The organism is Moritella marina ATCC 15381, from assembly GCF_008931805.1.
GTDB classification, from domain to species: Bacteria; Pseudomonadota; Gammaproteobacteria; order Enterobacterales; family Moritellaceae; genus Moritella; species Moritella marina.
In genome coordinates this window covers 4,192,480-4,209,986 of the sequence record NZ_CP044399.1, presented here as the reverse complement: position 1 = coordinate 4,209,986, position 17,507 = coordinate 4,192,480, and the positions used below count along the sequence as shown (strand labels likewise).

19 protein-coding genes are annotated in these 17,507 nt (G+C 41.7%); all 19 read right to left on the bottom strand.

Annotated features, from left to right (window positions below; translation table 11 throughout):
* Window position 1: 1 nt before the first annotated feature.
* The 19 genes from rng to FR932_RS18895 all read right to left on the bottom strand — a co-directional run bounded on the left by rng (window position 2) and on the right by FR932_RS18895 (window position 17,486).
* The gene (gene rng / locus FR932_RS18985; protein ID WP_019440710.1) at window positions 2-1,477 is read right to left on the bottom strand and encodes a ribonuclease G; all 1,476 of its coding nucleotides are present in this window, start codon (window positions 1,475-1,477) and stop codon (window positions 2-4) included.
* Window positions 1,478-1,493: 16 nt separating this feature from the next.
* Window positions 1,494-2,111 (bottom strand): Maf family protein, encoded by a 618-nt coding sequence (locus FR932_RS18980; protein ID WP_019440709.1) that lies wholly within the window; start codon window positions 2,109-2,111, stop codon window positions 1,494-1,496.
* A gap of 38 nt (window positions 2,112-2,149) precedes the next feature.
* Window positions 2,150-2,632 (bottom strand): rod shape-determining protein MreD, encoded by a 483-nt coding sequence (gene mreD, locus FR932_RS18975; RefSeq protein WP_019440708.1) that lies wholly within the window; start codon window positions 2,630-2,632, stop codon window positions 2,150-2,152.
* Entirely contained in the window at window positions 2,629-3,504 is an 876-nt protein-coding gene (gene mreC, locus FR932_RS18970) for a rod shape-determining protein MreC (RefSeq protein ID WP_019440707.1), read from the bottom strand. The genes mreD and mreC overlap by 4 nt, the downstream gene beginning before the upstream one ends.
* Window positions 3,505-3,563: 59 nt before the next feature.
* Window positions 3,564-4,604 (bottom strand): rod shape-determining protein, encoded by a 1,041-nt coding sequence (locus FR932_RS18965; RefSeq protein ID WP_019440706.1) that lies wholly within the window; start codon window positions 4,602-4,604, stop codon window positions 3,564-3,566.
* A gap of 239 nt (window positions 4,605-4,843) precedes the next feature.
* The gene (locus FR932_RS18960) at window positions 4,844-5,269 is read right to left on the bottom strand and encodes a PilX N-terminal domain-containing pilus assembly protein (RefSeq protein WP_019628962.1); all 426 of its coding nucleotides are present in this window, start codon (window positions 5,267-5,269) and stop codon (window positions 4,844-4,846) included.
* Window positions 5,259-6,056: a PulJ/GspJ family protein gene (locus FR932_RS18955; RefSeq protein WP_019440704.1), complete on the bottom strand. Its 798-nt coding sequence runs from the start codon at window positions 6,054-6,056 to the stop codon at window positions 5,259-5,261. Before FR932_RS18955 ends, FR932_RS18960 begins: the two co-directional genes overlap by 11 nt.
* Window positions 6,056-6,586, bottom strand: coding sequence for a type IV pilus modification PilV family protein (locus FR932_RS18950; RefSeq protein WP_019440703.1), 531 nt, complete (start codon window positions 6,584-6,586; stop codon window positions 6,056-6,058). The genes FR932_RS18955 and FR932_RS18950 overlap by 1 nt, the downstream gene beginning before the upstream one ends.
* Window positions 6,576-7,079 carry a pilus assembly FimT family protein gene (locus tag FR932_RS18945; RefSeq protein WP_019440702.1) on the bottom strand — a complete coding sequence of 168 codons (504 nt, stop codon included), beginning with the start codon at window positions 7,077-7,079 and terminating at the stop codon, window positions 6,576-6,578. The genes FR932_RS18950 and FR932_RS18945 overlap by 11 nt, the downstream gene beginning before the upstream one ends.
* A 202-nt stretch (window positions 7,080-7,281) precedes the next feature.
* Window positions 7,282-7,749: a prepilin-type N-terminal cleavage/methylation domain-containing protein gene (locus FR932_RS21830; RefSeq protein ID WP_019440701.1), complete on the bottom strand. Its 468-nt coding sequence runs from the start codon at window positions 7,747-7,749 to the stop codon at window positions 7,282-7,284.
* 260 nt (window positions 7,750-8,009) lie between these two features.
* Window positions 8,010-9,227, bottom strand: a complete 1,218-nt coding sequence (locus FR932_RS18935; protein ID WP_019440700.1) for a type II secretion system F family protein — start codon at window positions 9,225-9,227, stop codon at window positions 8,010-8,012.
* Window positions 9,228-9,249: 22 nt separating this feature from the next.
* Complete coding sequence (locus FR932_RS18930; protein WP_019440699.1) at window positions 9,250-11,172, bottom strand: GspE/PulE family protein; 1,923 nt, start codon at window positions 11,170-11,172, stop codon at window positions 9,250-9,252.
* Window positions 11,172-12,362, bottom strand: a complete 1,191-nt coding sequence (locus FR932_RS18925) for a tetratricopeptide repeat protein (protein WP_019440698.1) — start codon at window positions 12,360-12,362, stop codon at window positions 11,172-11,174. Before FR932_RS18925 ends, FR932_RS18930 begins: the two co-directional genes overlap by 1 nt.
* Window positions 12,359-13,255 (bottom strand): ExeA family protein, encoded by an 897-nt coding sequence (locus FR932_RS18920; RefSeq protein ID WP_019440697.1) that lies wholly within the window; start codon window positions 13,253-13,255, stop codon window positions 12,359-12,361. Before FR932_RS18920 ends, FR932_RS18925 begins: the two co-directional genes overlap by 4 nt.
* Window positions 13,255-14,862 (bottom strand): pilus (MSHA type) biogenesis protein MshL, encoded by a 1,608-nt coding sequence (mshL, locus tag FR932_RS18915; RefSeq protein ID WP_019440696.1) that lies wholly within the window; start codon window positions 14,860-14,862, stop codon window positions 13,255-13,257. The genes FR932_RS18920 and mshL overlap by 1 nt, the downstream gene beginning before the upstream one ends.
* Before the next feature lie 15 nt (window positions 14,863-14,877).
* Complete coding sequence (locus FR932_RS18910) at window positions 14,878-15,222, bottom strand: hypothetical protein (protein ID WP_019440695.1); 345 nt, start codon at window positions 15,220-15,222, stop codon at window positions 14,878-14,880.
* Window positions 15,215-15,997, bottom strand: a complete 783-nt coding sequence (locus FR932_RS18905) for a hypothetical protein (RefSeq protein WP_019440694.1) — start codon at window positions 15,995-15,997, stop codon at window positions 15,215-15,217. Before FR932_RS18905 ends, FR932_RS18910 begins: the two co-directional genes overlap by 8 nt.
* Window positions 15,994-16,593, bottom strand: coding sequence for a PilN domain-containing protein (locus tag FR932_RS18900; RefSeq protein WP_019440693.1), 600 nt, complete (start codon window positions 16,591-16,593; stop codon window positions 15,994-15,996). The genes FR932_RS18905 and FR932_RS18900 overlap by 4 nt, the downstream gene beginning before the upstream one ends.
* Window positions 16,593-17,486, bottom strand: a complete 894-nt coding sequence (locus FR932_RS18895; protein WP_019440692.1) for a type IV pilus biogenesis protein PilM — start codon at window positions 17,484-17,486, stop codon at window positions 16,593-16,595. Before FR932_RS18895 ends, FR932_RS18900 begins: the two co-directional genes overlap by 1 nt.
* Between the last annotated feature and the right edge of the window lie 21 nt (window positions 17,487-17,507).

Here is a 17,507-nt window from a genome sequence, read left to right as displayed (position 1 = left end):
GCTACATCATTACCACATCAAATTGTTCTTGTAGGTACTGCGGTTCAGGTTTAATTTTCACCTGTTTACCCATAAACAATTCTAACTCAGCAATACTGTGTGACTCTTCTTTGATAATGTATTCCGCCACTGCAACCGAGGCATAAACGTTAAACTGATCGGCATCATAAGCCCGGTTAACGCGCGTTACTTCACGAAATATCTCGTAACATACTGTTTCAACGGTTTTCACTGAACCACGGCCATCACACGTCGGACAATCAGAACACAAGACATGCTCTAATGATTCACGGGTACGCTTACGGGTCATTTCGACCAAGCCTAGCGCCGAGAAATCATGGGTATTGGTTTTAGCACGGTCATGGCTTAATGCTGATTCCAAGCATTCCATCACGCGGCGGCGATGCTCAGAACTTTGCATATCAATGAAGTCGATAATGATAATACCACCCAGATTACGTAATCTCAGCTGACGGGCAATCGCCTGAGTCGATTCGACATTGGTATTAAAGATCGTATCTTCAAGATTACGATGACCCACAAAAGCGCCAGTATTAATATCAATCGTCGTCATCGCTTCAGTCTGATCGATAATTAAATAACCACCCGATTTGAGCTTTACCCTGCGTTCGAGTGCACGTTGCGATTCATTTTCAACATCATACATTTCAAAGATCGGGCGTTCGCCAGTATACGGTTCTAACGCACTGACTAGCTCGGGTACATACGATTCGGTAAATTCACATAGTTCAGCATAAGCTAAACGAGAATCGACCCGGATCTTGTCTAATGGTGCACCGGCAAAATCACGAATAATACGAAAGGCCAAAGACGGATCTTGATACAACATGCTCGCACTTGGGTTCGTTCTTTTACGCTGTAACACTTTGGTCCATAGACGTTTTAAGTAAGCAATGTCTTGTTCAAGTTCTTTATCACCAACACCATCAGCGGCGGTACGAATGATATAACCACCGAGTTCATCAATTTGCGCTTCAGTGACACGTTTTAAACGACTACGCTCTTCTTCACAATCAATACGTTGTGATACACCCACATGCGAACTACCAGGCATAAACACCAAATAGCGTGACGGTAAGGTAATATCGGTCGTCAAACGCGCACCTTTCGTGCCCATCGGATCTTTCACCACTTGGACGATAATATCTTGACCTTGACGTACTAACTGCGAGATATCGGCTACTTTAAAATGTTTCTTTTCACCCGGCGCCACACACTCGGTATGCGGTACAATATCTGATGCGTGAAGAAACGCCGCCTTGTCGAGACCAATATCAATAAATGCAGCTTGCATGCCCGGTAAGACCCGACTTACTTTACCTTTATAGATATTACCCACGATGCCACGTTTTGCTTCTCGCTCGACATGTATTTCTTGCAGTACGCCATTTTCAATCAAGGCAACACGTGTTTCGCTCGGGGTAACATTCACTAATAACTCTGTCGTTATACCCATATTCTTTAGCCCTTCGTTACTTATTCTGCTCTGCCCTAAAGGCTTGAATTAATTGCTCGGTTTGCATTAATGGTAAACCGACAACCGCGCTATAACTACCGCTTATATGGCTGACAAATTTACCCGCAATACCTTGGATAGCATAACTACCGGCTTTATCGCAGGGTTCACCCGTACGCCAGTAATCGTGCATTTCAATCGTTGATATCTCTCTAAACTGTACTGCTGTCGTCACTAATTCAACCCAACAACGAGATTCATCGGCAAGTGCCACAGCAGTCATCACTTGATGTTCCTGACCTGATAATAAGCTGAGCATACGCACTGAATCAGCTTCATCTATCGGTTTCTCTAATACCAGTCCGGCATAGACCACTATCGTATCCGCACCTAACACCATTTGTTTATCAGCAGTATTAGTCTTTATCTCTGCAATATTCGTGTAATTTAGCGCAGCAACACCCGCTTGCGCTTTATCACGCGCCAGACGGGATACATAGTCAGGCGCTAATTCATCGACTTGTTGCTGTTCTTCCACATCAACAGATAATACCGAGAATGCCACGCCAATTTGGGTTAATAACTCACGGCGACGTGGTGATTGCGACGCTAAATACATATTAGTCTGTTTCATCTTATTATCTTCTCGTTAATTAAGCTATCGTCAGGCCACTATCTAATCGCAAATTGGCGACGGATCTTCCTTAAAATCAAGAATATCCATGGCCATATTAACATCGTGGTTAGGATTGACCATAAGTACATCGGTGTTATTGAGATATCGAAAAGTAATTTTTCAGCCCAGAATATAATAAGCTTATTGAGCATCACTAAAAAGCCGACAATTAGGGCTTGTTGCCATAACGATATGTTCCGGATCAAACGATGATTCATCACGATGATATAGATGACAATAGACAAGGCCAAAGAGTGAATACCGAGCGGTGCGCCAAGCAATAAATCTAAGGTTAACCCCGTCACCCAAGCATAACCAATGCTCACTCGATACGGCAGTGCCATACACCAATAACCTAGTACTAATAACACCCAATCAGGTCTGAAACTACCAAACGGTTCTGGTACCGGTAATGCGGTAAGTAATAATGCGATAACAATGGTCATAATTAATTTAAAACGACCGTTAGCAGGCGTCATGATGCTGTCTCCTTGCCTGTTTCTGGTTGCGATTCAGTCGTCTCATTAGGGCTGGTATCATCCCACACTAATAATACATAACGTATCCGCTCTAATGCTACGGCAGGTTTTGCTTCAACTTGCGCATAAGGTTGTCCAACCTGGTAAGAAAACTCTGTCACAGTCGCAACAGGGTATCCCTCGGGGAACACACCACCAAGGCCTGACGTCACCAACACATCACCCATTTGAATATCTGTACTGTGGGGAACATAAGGTAAGTTGAGTCCGTTTAATTCGCCACTGCCATTAGCAATAGCACGAATGTCATTACGCTGTACACGCACTGGTATACCGTGCGTGACATCTGAAATCAGCAGTACGCGGCTGTAAGTCATAGACACATCTACAATTTGCCCAACGACACCTTGATCGTTTAATACCGGTTGGCCAATATAAATACCATCATTAGCGCCCTTGTTAATCACCACTTGCAGTGAAAACGGGTCCGAATTAACGGTAATTATTTCCGCGACGAGCTTACGTTTATCGGTATGGACGGGGGAATTGAGTAATGCGCGTAGGCGCTTATTTTCTTCTTTTAGGTGTTTAAATTCCAGTAACTGCACTTGCTGGATAAATAGCTTATCTTGTTGTTCTTCAACTTGCTTTTTTAATTCTTGACGGCTCACAACGGTATTTGATACACCTTTTAACATTTCGCCGGGAATATCTGCCGCATAGATCAAGGGTGATACTGCAGTATTTAAATACACGCGCACATTCGAAAAAGAATCAAATTTAGAATCAAAAACAATTAATGAGAAAGAGGCGATAACCGCAAGGAATAGGCGCAGTTGTAACGATGTTGAGGTAGCAAAAATAGGTTTCATTAGATGGTATTCTCAAAGGATGGCGCGTCCGCCATCCTATAGGATTATTTAATCAAGGCTTAATCGTAATGGAACAGATCACCACCGTGCATGTCAATCATTTCTAAGGCAGTACCGCCGCCACGAGCCACACATGTCAGTGGATCTTCAGCGATAACAACAGGAATACCGGTTTCTTCCAGTAATAAACGATCAAGGCCACGGATCAAGGCACCGCCGCCAGTCAATACCATACCGCGTTCGGCAATATCCGATGCTAATTCGGGTGGAGACTGCTCTAGTGCTGTCATTACGGCACTTACAACACCTGATAAAGGCTCTTGTAATGCTTCTAAAATTTCAGTGCTGTTTAAGATAAAGCTACGTGGAACACCTTCTGCAAGGTTACGACCGCGCACTTCAATTTCAACAACTTCATCGAGTGGGTAAGCTGAGCCAATTTCTTTCTTAATACGTTCCGCAGTTGCTTCACCGATTAAGCTGCCGTAGTTACGACGTACATAGCTGATGATTGCTTCATCAAGTTTGTCACCGCCAATACGTACTGATGAAGAATAAACCACACCGTTTAATGAGATGATTGCAACTTCAGTGGTACCACCACCTATATCTACAACCATAGAGCCTGTTGCTTCAGATACAGGCATGCCTGCACCAATCGCCGCAGCCATAGGTTCATCAATCAAAAATACATCACGTGCACCAGCACCTTGTGCAGATTCACGGATCGCACGACGCTCTACTTGTGTTGAGCCGCATGGCACACAAATTAAAACACGTGGGCTTGGACGGAAAAAGTTATTGTCATGCACTTGTTTAATAAAGTGCTGTAGCATTTTTTCTGTTACAAAAAAGTCAGCGATAACGCCATCTTTCATTGGGCGGATAGCGGCAATATTACCAGGAGTACGCCCTAGCATTTGCTTTGCGGCTGTACCAACTGCTGCAACACTCTTGTTCGCACCGCGCTCTTGGCGGATCGCTACAACAGAAGGCTCGTCAAGAACAATACCTTGACCTTTAACATAAATGAGAGTGTTTGCAGTTCCCAGATCGATTGATAAATCGCTTGAGAATACGCCTCTTAACTTTTTAAACATGACTTTGGGCATTCCTAAAAGTAAAATGTTGCAGGATCGGTTAACTGTACCAATGCGCAATGAATGAGGCAAGTTTATCAGACTTTATGAACTACTCACTACTAATTTAACCGTCTTCGATAAATAACACGGTCATTACCATAGAAAAAGCCAAAAGTGATGTAGGTAAAGGTGATTGAAAAAATCCAATATAGCTATCAGCATTAATATATAATTAGGGCTATTTTCTGAATTTAAACTTAAAAATCATATTGTACTTCGGCTTCAACTTTATGCTCAGCAACTATTTTTCCGCCATCGCATGTGCCGGTTGATTCCAAGTAATATTGCGTAGTGCCCGGTATTAACTGACAAGTGACCTTTGCAGTGCAGTTCTCAAGTCCGATTTCACCTGTTAAAATAAAAGGTGTACTCAATGGACCCAATGGGCCTAATGGACATAATGGCGGGTTTTGTAAGGCTCGATAAATTCCATATTCCATAGCGCTATCCGCAGCATAATAAGCTTTCGCGCTATACACTTCATTAGCAACGCTATCTGCAGTCGAGCTTAAAATCCGGCTCAATGACGCCACTAATAACGAGATCACCACTATAATAAAAATAGCGATCACCAGCATGCTCCCCTGCTGCTTATAAGGACTCGAATGACGATTACGGCACATTAGACATTACCACCTGATGTTCAAATTTTATTTCATTACCGTCGCGTAGTAAAAAACGAAAGTCTAATTCTAAAATCGCATTACTAAACTGACTAGCGTTGGTTAACGACATACTACTCTCAGTACTTAAGTTATCAGCCATTAATACACCAGATGTCGAAATTAGTAATGGAAATGATTCAGTTAATAAAACTTGGCTACGACGTAGCTGCCCTGCCGATAAACAATAGCGCACTTTGCTCTCTGCAATGAAATAACGAGATGCCGCTGAATCTCGGTCTAAGGGATAGTCCAGCGTCAACGTGGCTTGCGAACCAGATGCAATATAGCTCTGAATCGTTGCAATACTATCATCAGCCACTTCCGGGATATCATAGAAGTCAGCTGCACTGGTGGTTAATACACTAATACGCTGATCGACAAAAGTACCTGTCGCATCACCACCTAACTTACGCGAAACGGGATCCATAATTAATTGAATAGGATCAATTTCTCTTGCTACACTATTTAAATACTGCCCAGCCGCATTAAAAGGCACAAAACTCATGCAACTGCCATCTACCCTTACACTAAACGCTATCGCAGAGTCTAACTCCTTCGCCATTCTGTTCAACACAAAACGGGCATCGTTAAGACGTTCATTTTGGTTAACCGATGATTGATACAACACCACATTATCAGCAATAAAACGGCTACTGAAAGTACCGACAACACCCAATAAGATAATGACTGTCACCAGTTCAACTAAAGTGAAACCAGCCTGTTTATGTTTAAAGGAATTAATCATCAGTAATTCCCCTTAAATGACGTCAGCGTAATTGTTTCATTATTTGGCATGAATACCGTTAATTCAATACGCTTGGCTACGTTATTATTGGTATTTTCAGGAGTGAGAGGCACAAACTTATTCGCCGCATTGGTTACGCATATGTTTATACCGTAACCAGGATATTCATCAGTAAAGCGATTAAGTGTTGTTTGTGGATCTGTGGAGCAATATACCTGATAGTCATCCACATCATTAAATGTATCAGGTTCATCTGGATCTTCTGATTCAACACCAAAGCTCACAGTACAAGTTGTATTAGTACAGGGACTAAAACTGCCAGAACTGATATTCACATCATCATAATAACGGATCAGCACTTGGTTCATGATGCTCTTACCTAATGCAGTCGCTTTAATCTGATACATAGGCGAAGTCATTTTACTCGCTTGGGGTAAAAACACGCCAGTCACTATCGTCAGCGCGACCGCGAGTACCACAATACCAACAACAATCTCAATTAAGGTAAAACCGCGCTGTTTACATTTCATGGATATAGCCTTGAGATTCGATGCGGATGGATAATGTATTTTCACCTTTCACTTCAATAATACAGCCAGTGCAACCACTCACAACACCAAGTGAATCAAACTCAATTATACGCAGCGGGCTATTAAAGCTAATCGAGCTACTATCAGCTTCCGCTTTACTCATGCCTAAGTGAGGAACATCGTAACCAGCTAGCGGAAAAGTTGCACCACAATCTTTGGGGATGCCAAAACGGTTGCTGTCAATAATCACTTTATTACAAGCGTAGAGGTTATTTGTACGAGGCGTGCCACCAGAATTAGCACGGCAATTATCATCACAACTCATTGCTTGCTGCTGCACGGTTTTTAATAATTGCACTAGTTGGTCACGATAAGTTTGCGCTTCAAAACCATCATTACCAATTAATTTAGGGATCGCCGTCGCGGCTAGAATACCAGTCAGGATTATCACGATAACAAGCTCAATAAGAGTAAATCCGGAATTTTTAAACATATGCTATCGTACCTGATGGCTTAATAATTATGGGTGCTAGGTCTAGTTACTTACCATACTGAATATGGATAATATTATAAATTTAAGTAAGTTGCATTAGTCACTAGGTATTAGTTAATTCCATATGTTGGATATAAAAAAGACTTACCGAAGTAAGCCTTTATCTTTAAACTTTAAACTTTAAACTTTAAACTTTAAAGTATTAAATCAAATCTTCACACTCATCACTCTTGATTGTGTAACGAGCTGAAGAAGTAGCTTCCGTATATTTAATACATGTAGCTTTACCAGTAGAAGCTGTACCATTCCAAAATAAAGCAGTATCTGCAGCTGGTGCTGTTACAACTGTATATTTAGAACCAAAACCACTTAATTCAACAGATGCACCGATACCAGTTTCAGTTGCAGCAGGGTAACCGTATTCAGTATTGATTGTTGTACCTGCGTCTTCAACGTTTTCACCTGACTTTGTTTCAACACCATCAATTGCCGCTTTAGAATAAACGATATTGGCAGCACTATGCAGTGCAGATTCAACACCTTTCATTGCAGCTTCTTTAGCATCATCTTGAAGGTTAATAAATTTCGGCACAGCAGTGGCAGCTAAGATACCTAGTACAATAATTACGATCACTAATTCGATTAGTGTAAAACCTGCATTTCTTTTCATTTTAGCTCCAAAAGCTGTTTTTTATATAAATTACATGAACATATAACCGGTAGAACATCCACCTAATTTACATTAATGTACGTCTTAGTCTATTTTTTGATACTATGCCAAAAAATGTACAGTTTCACTAGTTTTTTTTCATAAATGTCGCTTAATAACAACATTCCGGACAATTATAATATTTGATATTGTAAGCGCCAAAACCATATTGTGTATTATACCCGCACAATCAAAAATATCACTATAGTAGTAACAACAAATTAACCTTGTACTACGCCCATCATATCCCACATCGGCACAAAGATACCAAGTGCTAGAATCAATACCATCACCGCAACGATACCTATCAATATTGGTTCAATCTTCGCGGTCAACGATTGCAGTTCGTAATCCACTTCACGTTCATAAAACTGCGCGGCTTCTAATAATAAGTCATCGACCTGGCCGGTTTCATCGCCCACCGAGATCATCTGTAAAATAAGTGGCGTAAACATACCGCTTTCACTGGCGGTAATAGTCAAACTTTTACCTTCTTCAATACCCGCTCGCATCGCTAAAATACGTACTTCCATCCAGGCATTATCTACCGTTGATGAAACCAGCGTTAAACTGTTATTCAGTGGCACCCCGCCTTTTAACATCAACGAAAAGCTGCGGGCGAAACGCGATAACAAGGTTTTTTCAATCACAGGCCCAACAATAGGAATGCGAATATAAAACAGCCCCCAACGTAACTTGCCTTTATCCGTTTGAATATAATATTTAAAACCAATGATCGCGCCAATCACAGCAATAATTAATAAGTGCCAGTAATCAACAAAAAAAGCGGATGAGGCCAGCAGAGCCCGTGTTGCCCAAGGCAGCTCAACACCGAATTTGTTAAACATATTGGCAAACGTCGGGATCACAAAAATATTCAAGATCACTAGCGCGGCAGAGATCGCCACCAATACAAAAATAGGATAACGGATAGCGCTGGCAATCCGGCGCCGGGTATCCATTTCCAATTCTAAGTAATTGGCGATCTGCAAAAATGAATCATCTAAACGACCGGTATTCTCACCCACTCGCACAATCGATACAAAAATAGACGCAAATACGTGAGGATGCGCCGCCATTGATGCCGATAAGGTATTACCACTATTTAGGCGTACCACAACATCGTTCAGCACGTCTTTAAGCTTGGCATGAGAACTTGACTCAGATAAACCCTTGATCGCACGTATCATTGGGATACCCGCACGCGTGAGCGAATACATTTGCCGTGCAAAAATAACTAACTCTGCAAGTGGAATGCTCCGTGTGAGTAGTTGACTCAGATCTATATTACCGCTGTTATTTTTAACCACTTTAATTTCAGTGGGAATGATCCCTTTCGCCATTAACGATTGCACTAATGCATCTTGGTTCTGCGACTCGAGCTTGCCTGAAACAAGTTTGCCTTGGCTATCACGGCCTTTATACGAATAATTTGCCATTAACTGACCTTAACAATCCTGTTTATTGACCATTGCGGTCTAATGATCTAACCGCCTCGACCAAACATAAAATACTTTCGATCTCTACATTATCAACCTTATCTAGCTCTCTGACATGCGAGGCAATATTGGCACCTAAGGTATTCGACTCTGTCGTTTCATTAGCGCTAACACTTGTCCCATGGTGGCGATCATGGCTGATATCACCTTCTGCACGGCTATCATCATTATTATCTGCAAGCACCACTTCATCAGCCAGCTTTAATACTTCTTCAATAGACGTTAAGCCTTGCTTGGCAAAGTCTAACGCCGATAATACTAATGGACGATAAAGCTTACTCTTACGTGCTTCCGCCTCAAATTCAGCCGCTGACTCACGCCTTAATGCATCGCTCATGGCATCATTCAATTCTAATAATTCAAATACACCGATACGACCACGGTAACCGGTATAGTTACACGCTTGACAACCGACACTACGATACAATTGCTCATCACCCAATGGGGCTTTACCTAATTTTTCTAAGCAATAATGTTCACTACTCGTTAAATCATGCGTACTTTTACATTGATTACATAATTTACGTACCAAACGCTGAGCAACAACAGCACGTAATGCCGCGCCAATGAGATAACCCGGCGCGCCCATGTCCATTAAACGTAATGCACAGGTGATCGCGTCATTCGTATGCAGTGTCGATAACACCATGTGACCGGTTAAGGCACCACGTAAACCAATTTCAACGGTTTCTTTGTCGCGCATTTCGCCGACTAATAAGATATCCGGATCTTGACGTAAACACGTACGGAGAATATGCGCAAAGTCTAAACCAATCTTAGGGTTTACCTGTACTTGGCTGATCCGTGGTAAACGATATTCTACCGGATCTTCCACGGTAATAATCTTTTTACCCGGTTCGTTTAGCTCACTTAAAGCAGCATAAAGTGAGGTCGTTTTACCACTACCTGTCGGGCCTGTTACCAATACCATGCCATGCGGACGGCGGATCAAACCACGTAAGCGTTTAATTAAATCACTAGGCATACCGGTACTTTCTAATTGGAAAATACCTGAATCTTGGTTAAGTAAACGCATCACCACAGATTCACCGTATTGCACCGGCATGGTCGACATACGAATATCAATTGATTGATTGCGTACCTTTAGATTAAAACGGCCGTCTTGCGGTAAACGTTTTTCAGAGATATCTAAACCGGCCATTAGTTTTAGGCGTAGTACCAATGCAGGTACGATAGCAACTTCATTCAAGATATTTTCTTGCAGCACACCATCGACACGTAAGCGAATACGCAGGGCTTTTTCATCCGGTTCAATATGAATATCCGAGGCACCAATTTGTACCGCGTCTTCAAACACTGAATTAAGGAATTTAACAACGGTAGCTTCACTAGAGGCATCATCGACGTCCTTGAAAATATCAAACTCTTGCGCAGGTCTATGTTCATCTTCTAACTGACCAGCAAACGCTTCAATATCTTTGGTTCGACGATATAAACGATCGTACGCCGGTAATAACTGACTCTCACGCACGATGGCAAATTCAAGCTGATACGCCGATAAGAAACTTGATATCGCTTCCACAGCATTCAAATCTGCCGGATCACTCAAGGCAATCGTTAAAATATCATGGTCGGCTTTCACGACTAATGCGCGATGTCGACGGGCATGTACTTCCGGTAACTTCAGTACCGTTTGCGAATCGATACTCAGCGTCGAAATATTTAAAAATGGGATATCTAACTGCTGAGATAAAAAGTTCAGCAGTTGCTCTTCAGTAATAAAACCAAGGTAAATTAATGTCGCACCCAACTTACGGCCACTGCTGCGCTGTTCTTTTAACGCTAAACCGAGTTGTTCGTCACTGATAATACCTTCACCAACCAGTAAGTCACCCAGACGTTGTTTTAATTTTAATTGTGCCATTACTGTTTCTCCAACTGGGTAATTCGCGCGTTAATATAGTTACGTGATGATGCCGATAACTGTCCCATATTCTGGGCTGTGTGGTAAGCATTTAACGCTAAGTCCACATGCTGCGCTTTATCTGCAGTAATACCCAATCCTAACCACCACTTCGCGCGATTAGGCTCGTGAACCGTTAATTTTTTATACGCCACCAATGCGGTGTCTAAATCATCTAAGTTTTGTGCTAAACCGGCTAAGATCGCATAATAATCAACATGTCCTGCCACTGCAGGTTGATGTGGTTTGAGGTAATAATATGCTTGGGGTTTATTGTTATTTTTGAGATAAATACGCGCCAGCATTAAACGAAAATTCGTGTACTGCGGTGAGATACTCAACCCCTCTTGCAACAACTTCACCGCTGATTGAGTACGCTGTTCACCATACAAAATAGCGGCTAATTTTTCGCGCGCTAGATCGTGTTGTTTATCAAAGGCTAATACCTTAACAAATAGTTCCTTCGCACGTATTTTATCACCCGCTAATAATGCACTTTCTGCCTGTTTCGCATAAAGTCCAGCTTGTTGTGTTGGCGTGCGCGTTACCGCTTTAATTGATACGCTGTCTGCAACTTCAGTGACGGTCTCATCGGTAATGTCATGTACAATGTCATGTGCAATCGGCTTAACTTCTCGAACGACTTGCGTATTTTTAGCCGAAACTTGTTTCGCAGGGGCTCTCACCGCCGCTTGTTGTACTTTTGGTGCTTGTATTGTTATTGGCTGTACTGCTATTGATTTTACTGCTACTGACTGTGCAGCTACTGACTCTGTAACAATAGGCGCTGTAACAATAGGCGCTGTCACTACAGGTACAGTCACCTTTGGTGCTGTCACGGTGGCGTTATCGACATTGAGTTTCGCAATAGCAGGTTTTGCGACTAATTCTGGCTCTGCTGCTGATTCCGCTACTCGCGCCTGAACAATTTGTTGCTGGGTTACAGCTTGTTGCTCAACCTTGCTCTCTTTTTGCATAAACAGATATGCAGCCAAAGCCGCCACAGCAACCATTGACGTGATTAACGCAATAGCCACTTTATTGTCGTTTTTAGGCGCAGCGACAATAACAGCCCCACTGCGTTCAATCGCCGCTTGTTGTTGCTGGCTCTCTTTATCTAAGCCTTTAAGCATTTGATTAATAACACTCACAGTACTGACTCCCCAAACCACCAAATAACTAAAATCAATTCAATCACCAAAATACTCGCCATCATAGGTAAGCGAAGGTTGCGTGGTTGAATGGCACTGTCGGTATCTTTGATCGCCAGTTTCACTAATTTCACATTAATATGACGAACATTTTCGCCGTAACTTAACATCAGGCATTTATGTGCTAATACATTGATCAAACGTGGAATACCACCACTGGCTTGATGCAACAATTTTAATGCTTTAGGTGCAAATAATGGGGCGCCGCGATAACCAGATACCGTTAAACGGTGTTCGACATAACTGGCCGTTTCATTGGCTAACAAAGGGCGTAGCTGATAAGAGAAAGTGATCCGTTGACGTAATTGACGTAGGTTATCTTGCTTTAAACGCACATCTAATTCAGGCTGACCAAATAGTACAACCTGCATCAATTTCTTGCTTTCGGTTTCTAAATTACTGATCAAGCGTAATGCTTCTAATGTTTCATGCGGCAGCATCTGCGCTTCATCGATTAACAACACCACTTGTTTGTCTTCTGCCGACAGCGCGATCAAGCGATGATTAAGCGCTGCGGTCAATTGCTGCTGATCTAAATGACTATCGATATTTAATTCACTGGCAACTGCCGCACGCATTTCGTTTGGCGTTAAGTACGGGTTAGGTAAATAGGCAAGGACATAATCATCACCTAATTCATTTAATAACTTACGACAGATAAGCGTTTTACCGGTACCGACCTCGCCAGTCACCTTAATAAAACCTTCACCTGAGGCAAGTGCTGTGGTCAGTACTTGCAATGCCTCAAAGTGTGGCACTAACGGATGATAAAATTGCGTGTTAGGTGTCAATCCAAACGGAACCTCGGTCAAACCAAAATGGGGTTTATACATTACCCTTGCTCATCATTTTTTTCTGTCGGATACCATTGTTCAAGTAACTCAGCCGAGCGCTCTAGTTCTAAACGCCACGTATTCTGGTCAACGACAATTGGTTTAATTAAAATAATTAATTCTGTTTTTTGTACTGACTGCGAGCGATTAGTAAAGATTTCACCTAACCAAGGAATATCACCAAAAAATGGGATTTTAGCCACTAAGTCTTTATTCGCGGTTTTCATTAAACCACCAATCACAATAATTTCACCACTTTTAGCCTTAACGACTGTATCTGTTTCACGTACGTCACTTTTGGCCAGCGGTAATTCAATACCGGCAACAGTCTTGCTCGAGTCAATCACATCAATAATCGAAGGGTGAACATGTAATAGCACCCCACCATCACGATCAATCTGCGGTGTCACATCCAATGCGATACCAGAGAAGAATGGTGTCAACTCAACATCTTGTTCTACTGAATCATCATCAGAGGCTTTAGACGTTGTACTGGTATAACCGGTAACAAAATATTCATCACTGCCAACTTTAATCACTGCTTTTTGGTTATTCAATGCAGTAACACGAGGACTAGAGAGAACGTTGACATCACCTTGAGTCTTCAGCAAGTTAATCGCTGCGCTAAAATCATTACCCGCTAACGTTAATACACCGCCACCAGTCACCACATCTGCTACATTATCAACAGAAAAACTAAACGATGAATCAGTGGCAACGTCCTTATTATTTACATTCCAATCAATACCTTGCTCGTAACCATCATTTAACGTTACTTCCATGATTTTAACTTCAAGTAACACCTGGCGTTGTAATTGTGTCTCAGCTTGAGCAAGAAAATCTTTAATTTTACGAATATCTTTCGGGTAACCATACACTGTCACTAAACCCGCTTGTGGGCTAATAATCACTTGAGTATCTTTTTGATTAGCCGTTAAACCTAACAAGGTGTTTTCTAATTCTGACCAATAATCGGTATCCGTTTGCGTTGAGATCTCGGTACCAGTACTACTTGATGATGACGATGAGTCAGATGAATTATCATCATCATCTGAAGAACTACCTGAAGAGCCATTATCAGTCAAATAACCAGAACTAATTGAACTGTTAGATAAACCGTTACGCTTCATCAACAAATAGTTCATCGGGATGATTTCAGTACGCAGACCCGCACCATTCACGCGATAAGTATTACCTTGGCGCTGAATATCATAGCCGTACATATCAGCAACTTCATCCATGACTTCTGCGATAGTGACATCATTAAGGACAACAGTTACACGACCAGAAACATCTGGGCTAACCGTTAAATTATATTTAGTGCCTTTTAATAGTGAACCAAAAAACTGACGCGCAGTGACCGATTTCGCTGAGATATCCATACGCTGTTCAATAACAGGCGTATTCAGCCCATCTGTACCATCGAACTCAGGTAACAATTCCGCATTCACATCATCAGGTACCGTCCAAGCTTGCGCTTCGGCATCCGCACGATCAAGCTCAGCTTGAATAGATTCTTTGATCACAACAGGCTCAAGTGAGCTGCGCGTTGTTTCGCAGCCCGTTAAAAACACACCTAAAATAATTGCAAGATACAACTTTTTCATAATTAAATCTGAGCCTTAATGTTTAATTTTACTGCCAAACAATGACAATCTAAATTCTTTATCGTTACGGATGAAATACACAAAATCATCGGTGATACGGCGGATCTGAAAACCAGATACCCAACTACCAGCAGTGACTTCTTTATCATTCATGATGGCAATGTGGCTATTATCTCGCACAAAAATAGCCTGTAAGCGCGGGATATGCACCTTTGCTTTAGTTTCGCTGCGAACAATGGGATCTGCAGCCCCCCAGGGACCTGTGGGGTCGTCTAGCACATTGCCATTAATGACACCTTGACCGGCTAACGCAAAAGTTGAACTCATCAGGATGAGAATCGGCAGTAATAATTTACCCACGAATAAACTCCTTATTAATACTCAAGGTATAAATTTCCATCACCACTTCCGCGGTTGGGTATGCTTGCATTTGATAGTCAAATACTTCCCAATAGAATTTCTTCGGTAATTGCTCAATAGAGTCCAGATAAGCTTGAATATCAAAGAATGCGCCGCTCATGGTAATACGTAAACCATGGCGATAAAGTAACACTTCAGACCCGCTCGACTCTAAAACGCTGTTAATATTACTCGAAATAGCATCCGATTTAATCAACTCTGCAGAGTTAACTTCTTGACCACTGGCATTGGCCATTTTCGGCTTAATTAGGTCTTGTTCTTTATCCTTCGCTTTATTGCTATTACCGGTAATAGTCGTCACAGGCAATGATTCAATACCCAGTAATTTTACTTTTTTCGCGCGACTCAATACATCACCTAATACCAATGCCATCTGGTTAGAATTAATTAAATCGGCGGTCAGGTCTGTTAATTTACCGTTGGCTTTCTTGAGTTCATTTTCGGCGCGAGCAATACGTAACTTGATCACTTTATTCGGATCAGTCGCTAAAACCTGCTTTAATTCAGCGATGGTAAAATCATATTGTCGCTGCTGCTGTGTTAACGATGATAATTGCGTCGTTAGTTGTTTATCGCGTGCATAGTTTGGTTCCAGCACAAAACTAAAAATCACATAAACAATGGCACTCGCTAGCGAGCCAACCAGTAACACACGCTCACGCATTGATAACTGATTAAATTTTTCATTTAAGGTGAGCCAATGTTGCTTAATCATTTATTGGCCTCCGAAATAGGCGTATTAGTTAAAGTAAACGCGATAACATCATCTTCATTACGGCTGATATTAAGCTGACTAAACTCACGACCTTGCAGTGATTTACCTGCCGAGAATTTACCAATCCAACGTGGGATCGCATCATGGTTTCGAGCAATACCTTGCAAAGTCATACTGCTGCCCGCTAGACGAATTTGATTTAAGCGAATATCTTTATCACGTTGTCGTGCCAAGTCCGACATTAAGATTGCAAAACCACTGCTTTGCACTTCTGCTAATTTTGAGAGTTGCACTAATAATTCATCGCGGTATTTTAACCGTGTTTTTAATAATTCGAGTTGTTGCGCTAACGCTGGGTTTTGCACATGGCGAGCTACTTTGTCAGATAGTACATCGACTTCACTTTCCAATACCGCGGCCTGCTGCTTTGCGTTGCTCACCTTTGCCGTTGACTCACTAATATCATTTTCAGATAATACCGTGAGCGTCAGCATCAATAATAGGGCGCTAACAATAATCACCAGCCCTTGTGCTAACGTAAAACGCTCTTTCTTTGGCTTAAACGCCTGAGTATATAAATTTACGCGAGTCTTCATTACAGTTTTTCCAAAGCGCCGCCAATGGCAGGTAAAAATCCAATATCCACATTATCAGTAATCATCGCATGCGTTAACGGCTTCACAGGTGTCGTAAAGTTAAGTTGTAAACGGGCAATCAATGGTTCTAAAATAGCACTCGGTAAGGCTAAGTTAATTACTTTTACTTCGGGTAGTTTTAATTGGCTAACAACGAAATCAGCTGAACGCTGTATTTCCAAGCTAAAATTATCTAATAACGGGCTATCAAGTTGATTTTCTTGTAAATCACGTAATCGAGAAAATCCACGCAAACGGCGTGAGAAATACAGCTGATTATCATAAATAATCGTTAAATTTATTTCTTGATGATCCTGCTGAGCAATTAGCATTTGAGTCGTTTTTTGATCATTACCGCCATGAGTAGCAAATAAGTTGGCAGTGGCTAATTCTTCAATACCGATACTGACTAATTCCAGCTTTGCCTGCTGCACGGCCATTACAATTATTTCAACCACGCTTTTAGGGCAATAGACTAAATTGATTTTATTTTGGTTGGGTACTGAAAAGTAATCAAACACGACCGAGTCGATCGCTTCATTAATAAATTCTTTGGCGATAAAAGGCAATGAACTCGCAATTTCATTATCCGGTACATTAGGCTTGTCGATTTGAAGTAATTGATACATTTGGTTCGACAACACCACATGGCAACTAGCCGTCTGTAAATTGTGCTTTACGACCATTTCACCTAACGTGTTAACCAATGCCGATATATCAGAAAGTGCAATAGAATCGAGAACTGAAATAGCCTCATTGCCTGCAGATAAAGCACAAATGTCAACCCGCTGTTTAGCGATAAAAACACCCAGTTTAGCTTGTGTATTACGATTTTTTAACCAGGGTATACGCATAAAAACTTGTTGCACCTAAAT

Coding starts and splice junctions, on each gene's coding strand:
- FR932_RS18960 (WP_019628962.1), bottom strand. CDS start 5,269: ATGTGCCGTAATCGTCATTCGAGTCCTTATAAGCAGCAGGGGAGCATG.
- FR932_RS18905 (WP_019440694.1), bottom strand. CDS start 15,997: ATGATTAAGCAACATTGGCTCACCTTAAATGAAAAATTTAATCAGTTA.
- mreC (WP_019440707.1), bottom strand. CDS start 3,504: ATGAAACCTATTTTTGCTACCTCAACATCGTTACAACTGCGCCTATTC.
- FR932_RS18930 (WP_019440699.1), bottom strand. CDS start 11,172: ATGGCACAATTAAAATTAAAACAACGTCTGGGTGACTTACTGGTTGGT.
- mshL (WP_019440696.1), bottom strand. CDS start 14,862: ATGAAAAAGTTGTATCTTGCAATTATTTTAGGTGTGTTTTTAACGGGC.
- mreD (WP_019440708.1), bottom strand. CDS start 2,632: ATGACGCCTGCTAACGGTCGTTTTAAATTAATTATGACCATTGTTATC.
- FR932_RS18950 (WP_019440703.1), bottom strand. CDS start 6,586: ATGAAATGTAAACAGCGCGGTTTTACCTTAATTGAGATTGTTGTTGGT.
- FR932_RS18965 (WP_019440706.1), bottom strand. CDS start 4,604: ATGTTTAAAAAGTTAAGAGGCGTATTCTCAAGCGATTTATCAATCGAT.
- FR932_RS21830 (WP_019440701.1), bottom strand. CDS start 7,749: ATGAAAAGAAATGCAGGTTTTACACTAATCGAATTAGTGATCGTAATT.
- rng (WP_019440710.1), bottom strand. CDS start 1,477: ATGGGTATAACGACAGAGTTATTAGTGAATGTTACCCCGAGCGAAACA.
- FR932_RS18900 (WP_019440693.1), bottom strand. CDS start 16,593: ATGAAGACTCGCGTAAATTTATATACTCAGGCGTTTAAGCCAAAGAAA.
- FR932_RS18920 (WP_019440697.1), bottom strand. CDS start 13,255: ATGTATAAACCCCATTTTGGTTTGACCGAGGTTCCGTTTGGATTGACA.
- FR932_RS18935 (WP_019440700.1), bottom strand. CDS start 9,227: ATGGCAAATTATTCGTATAAAGGCCGTGATAGCCAAGGCAAACTTGTT.
- FR932_RS18980 (WP_019440709.1), bottom strand. CDS start 2,111: ATGAAACAGACTAATATGTATTTAGCGTCGCAATCACCACGTCGCCGT.
- FR932_RS18895 (WP_019440692.1), bottom strand. CDS start 17,486: ATGCGTATACCCTGGTTAAAAAATCGTAATACACAAGCTAAACTGGGT.
- FR932_RS18955 (WP_019440704.1), bottom strand. CDS start 6,056: ATGATTAATTCCTTTAAACATAAACAGGCTGGTTTCACTTTAGTTGAA.
- FR932_RS18945 (WP_019440702.1), bottom strand. CDS start 7,079: ATGTTTAAAAATTCCGGATTTACTCTTATTGAGCTTGTTATCGTGATA.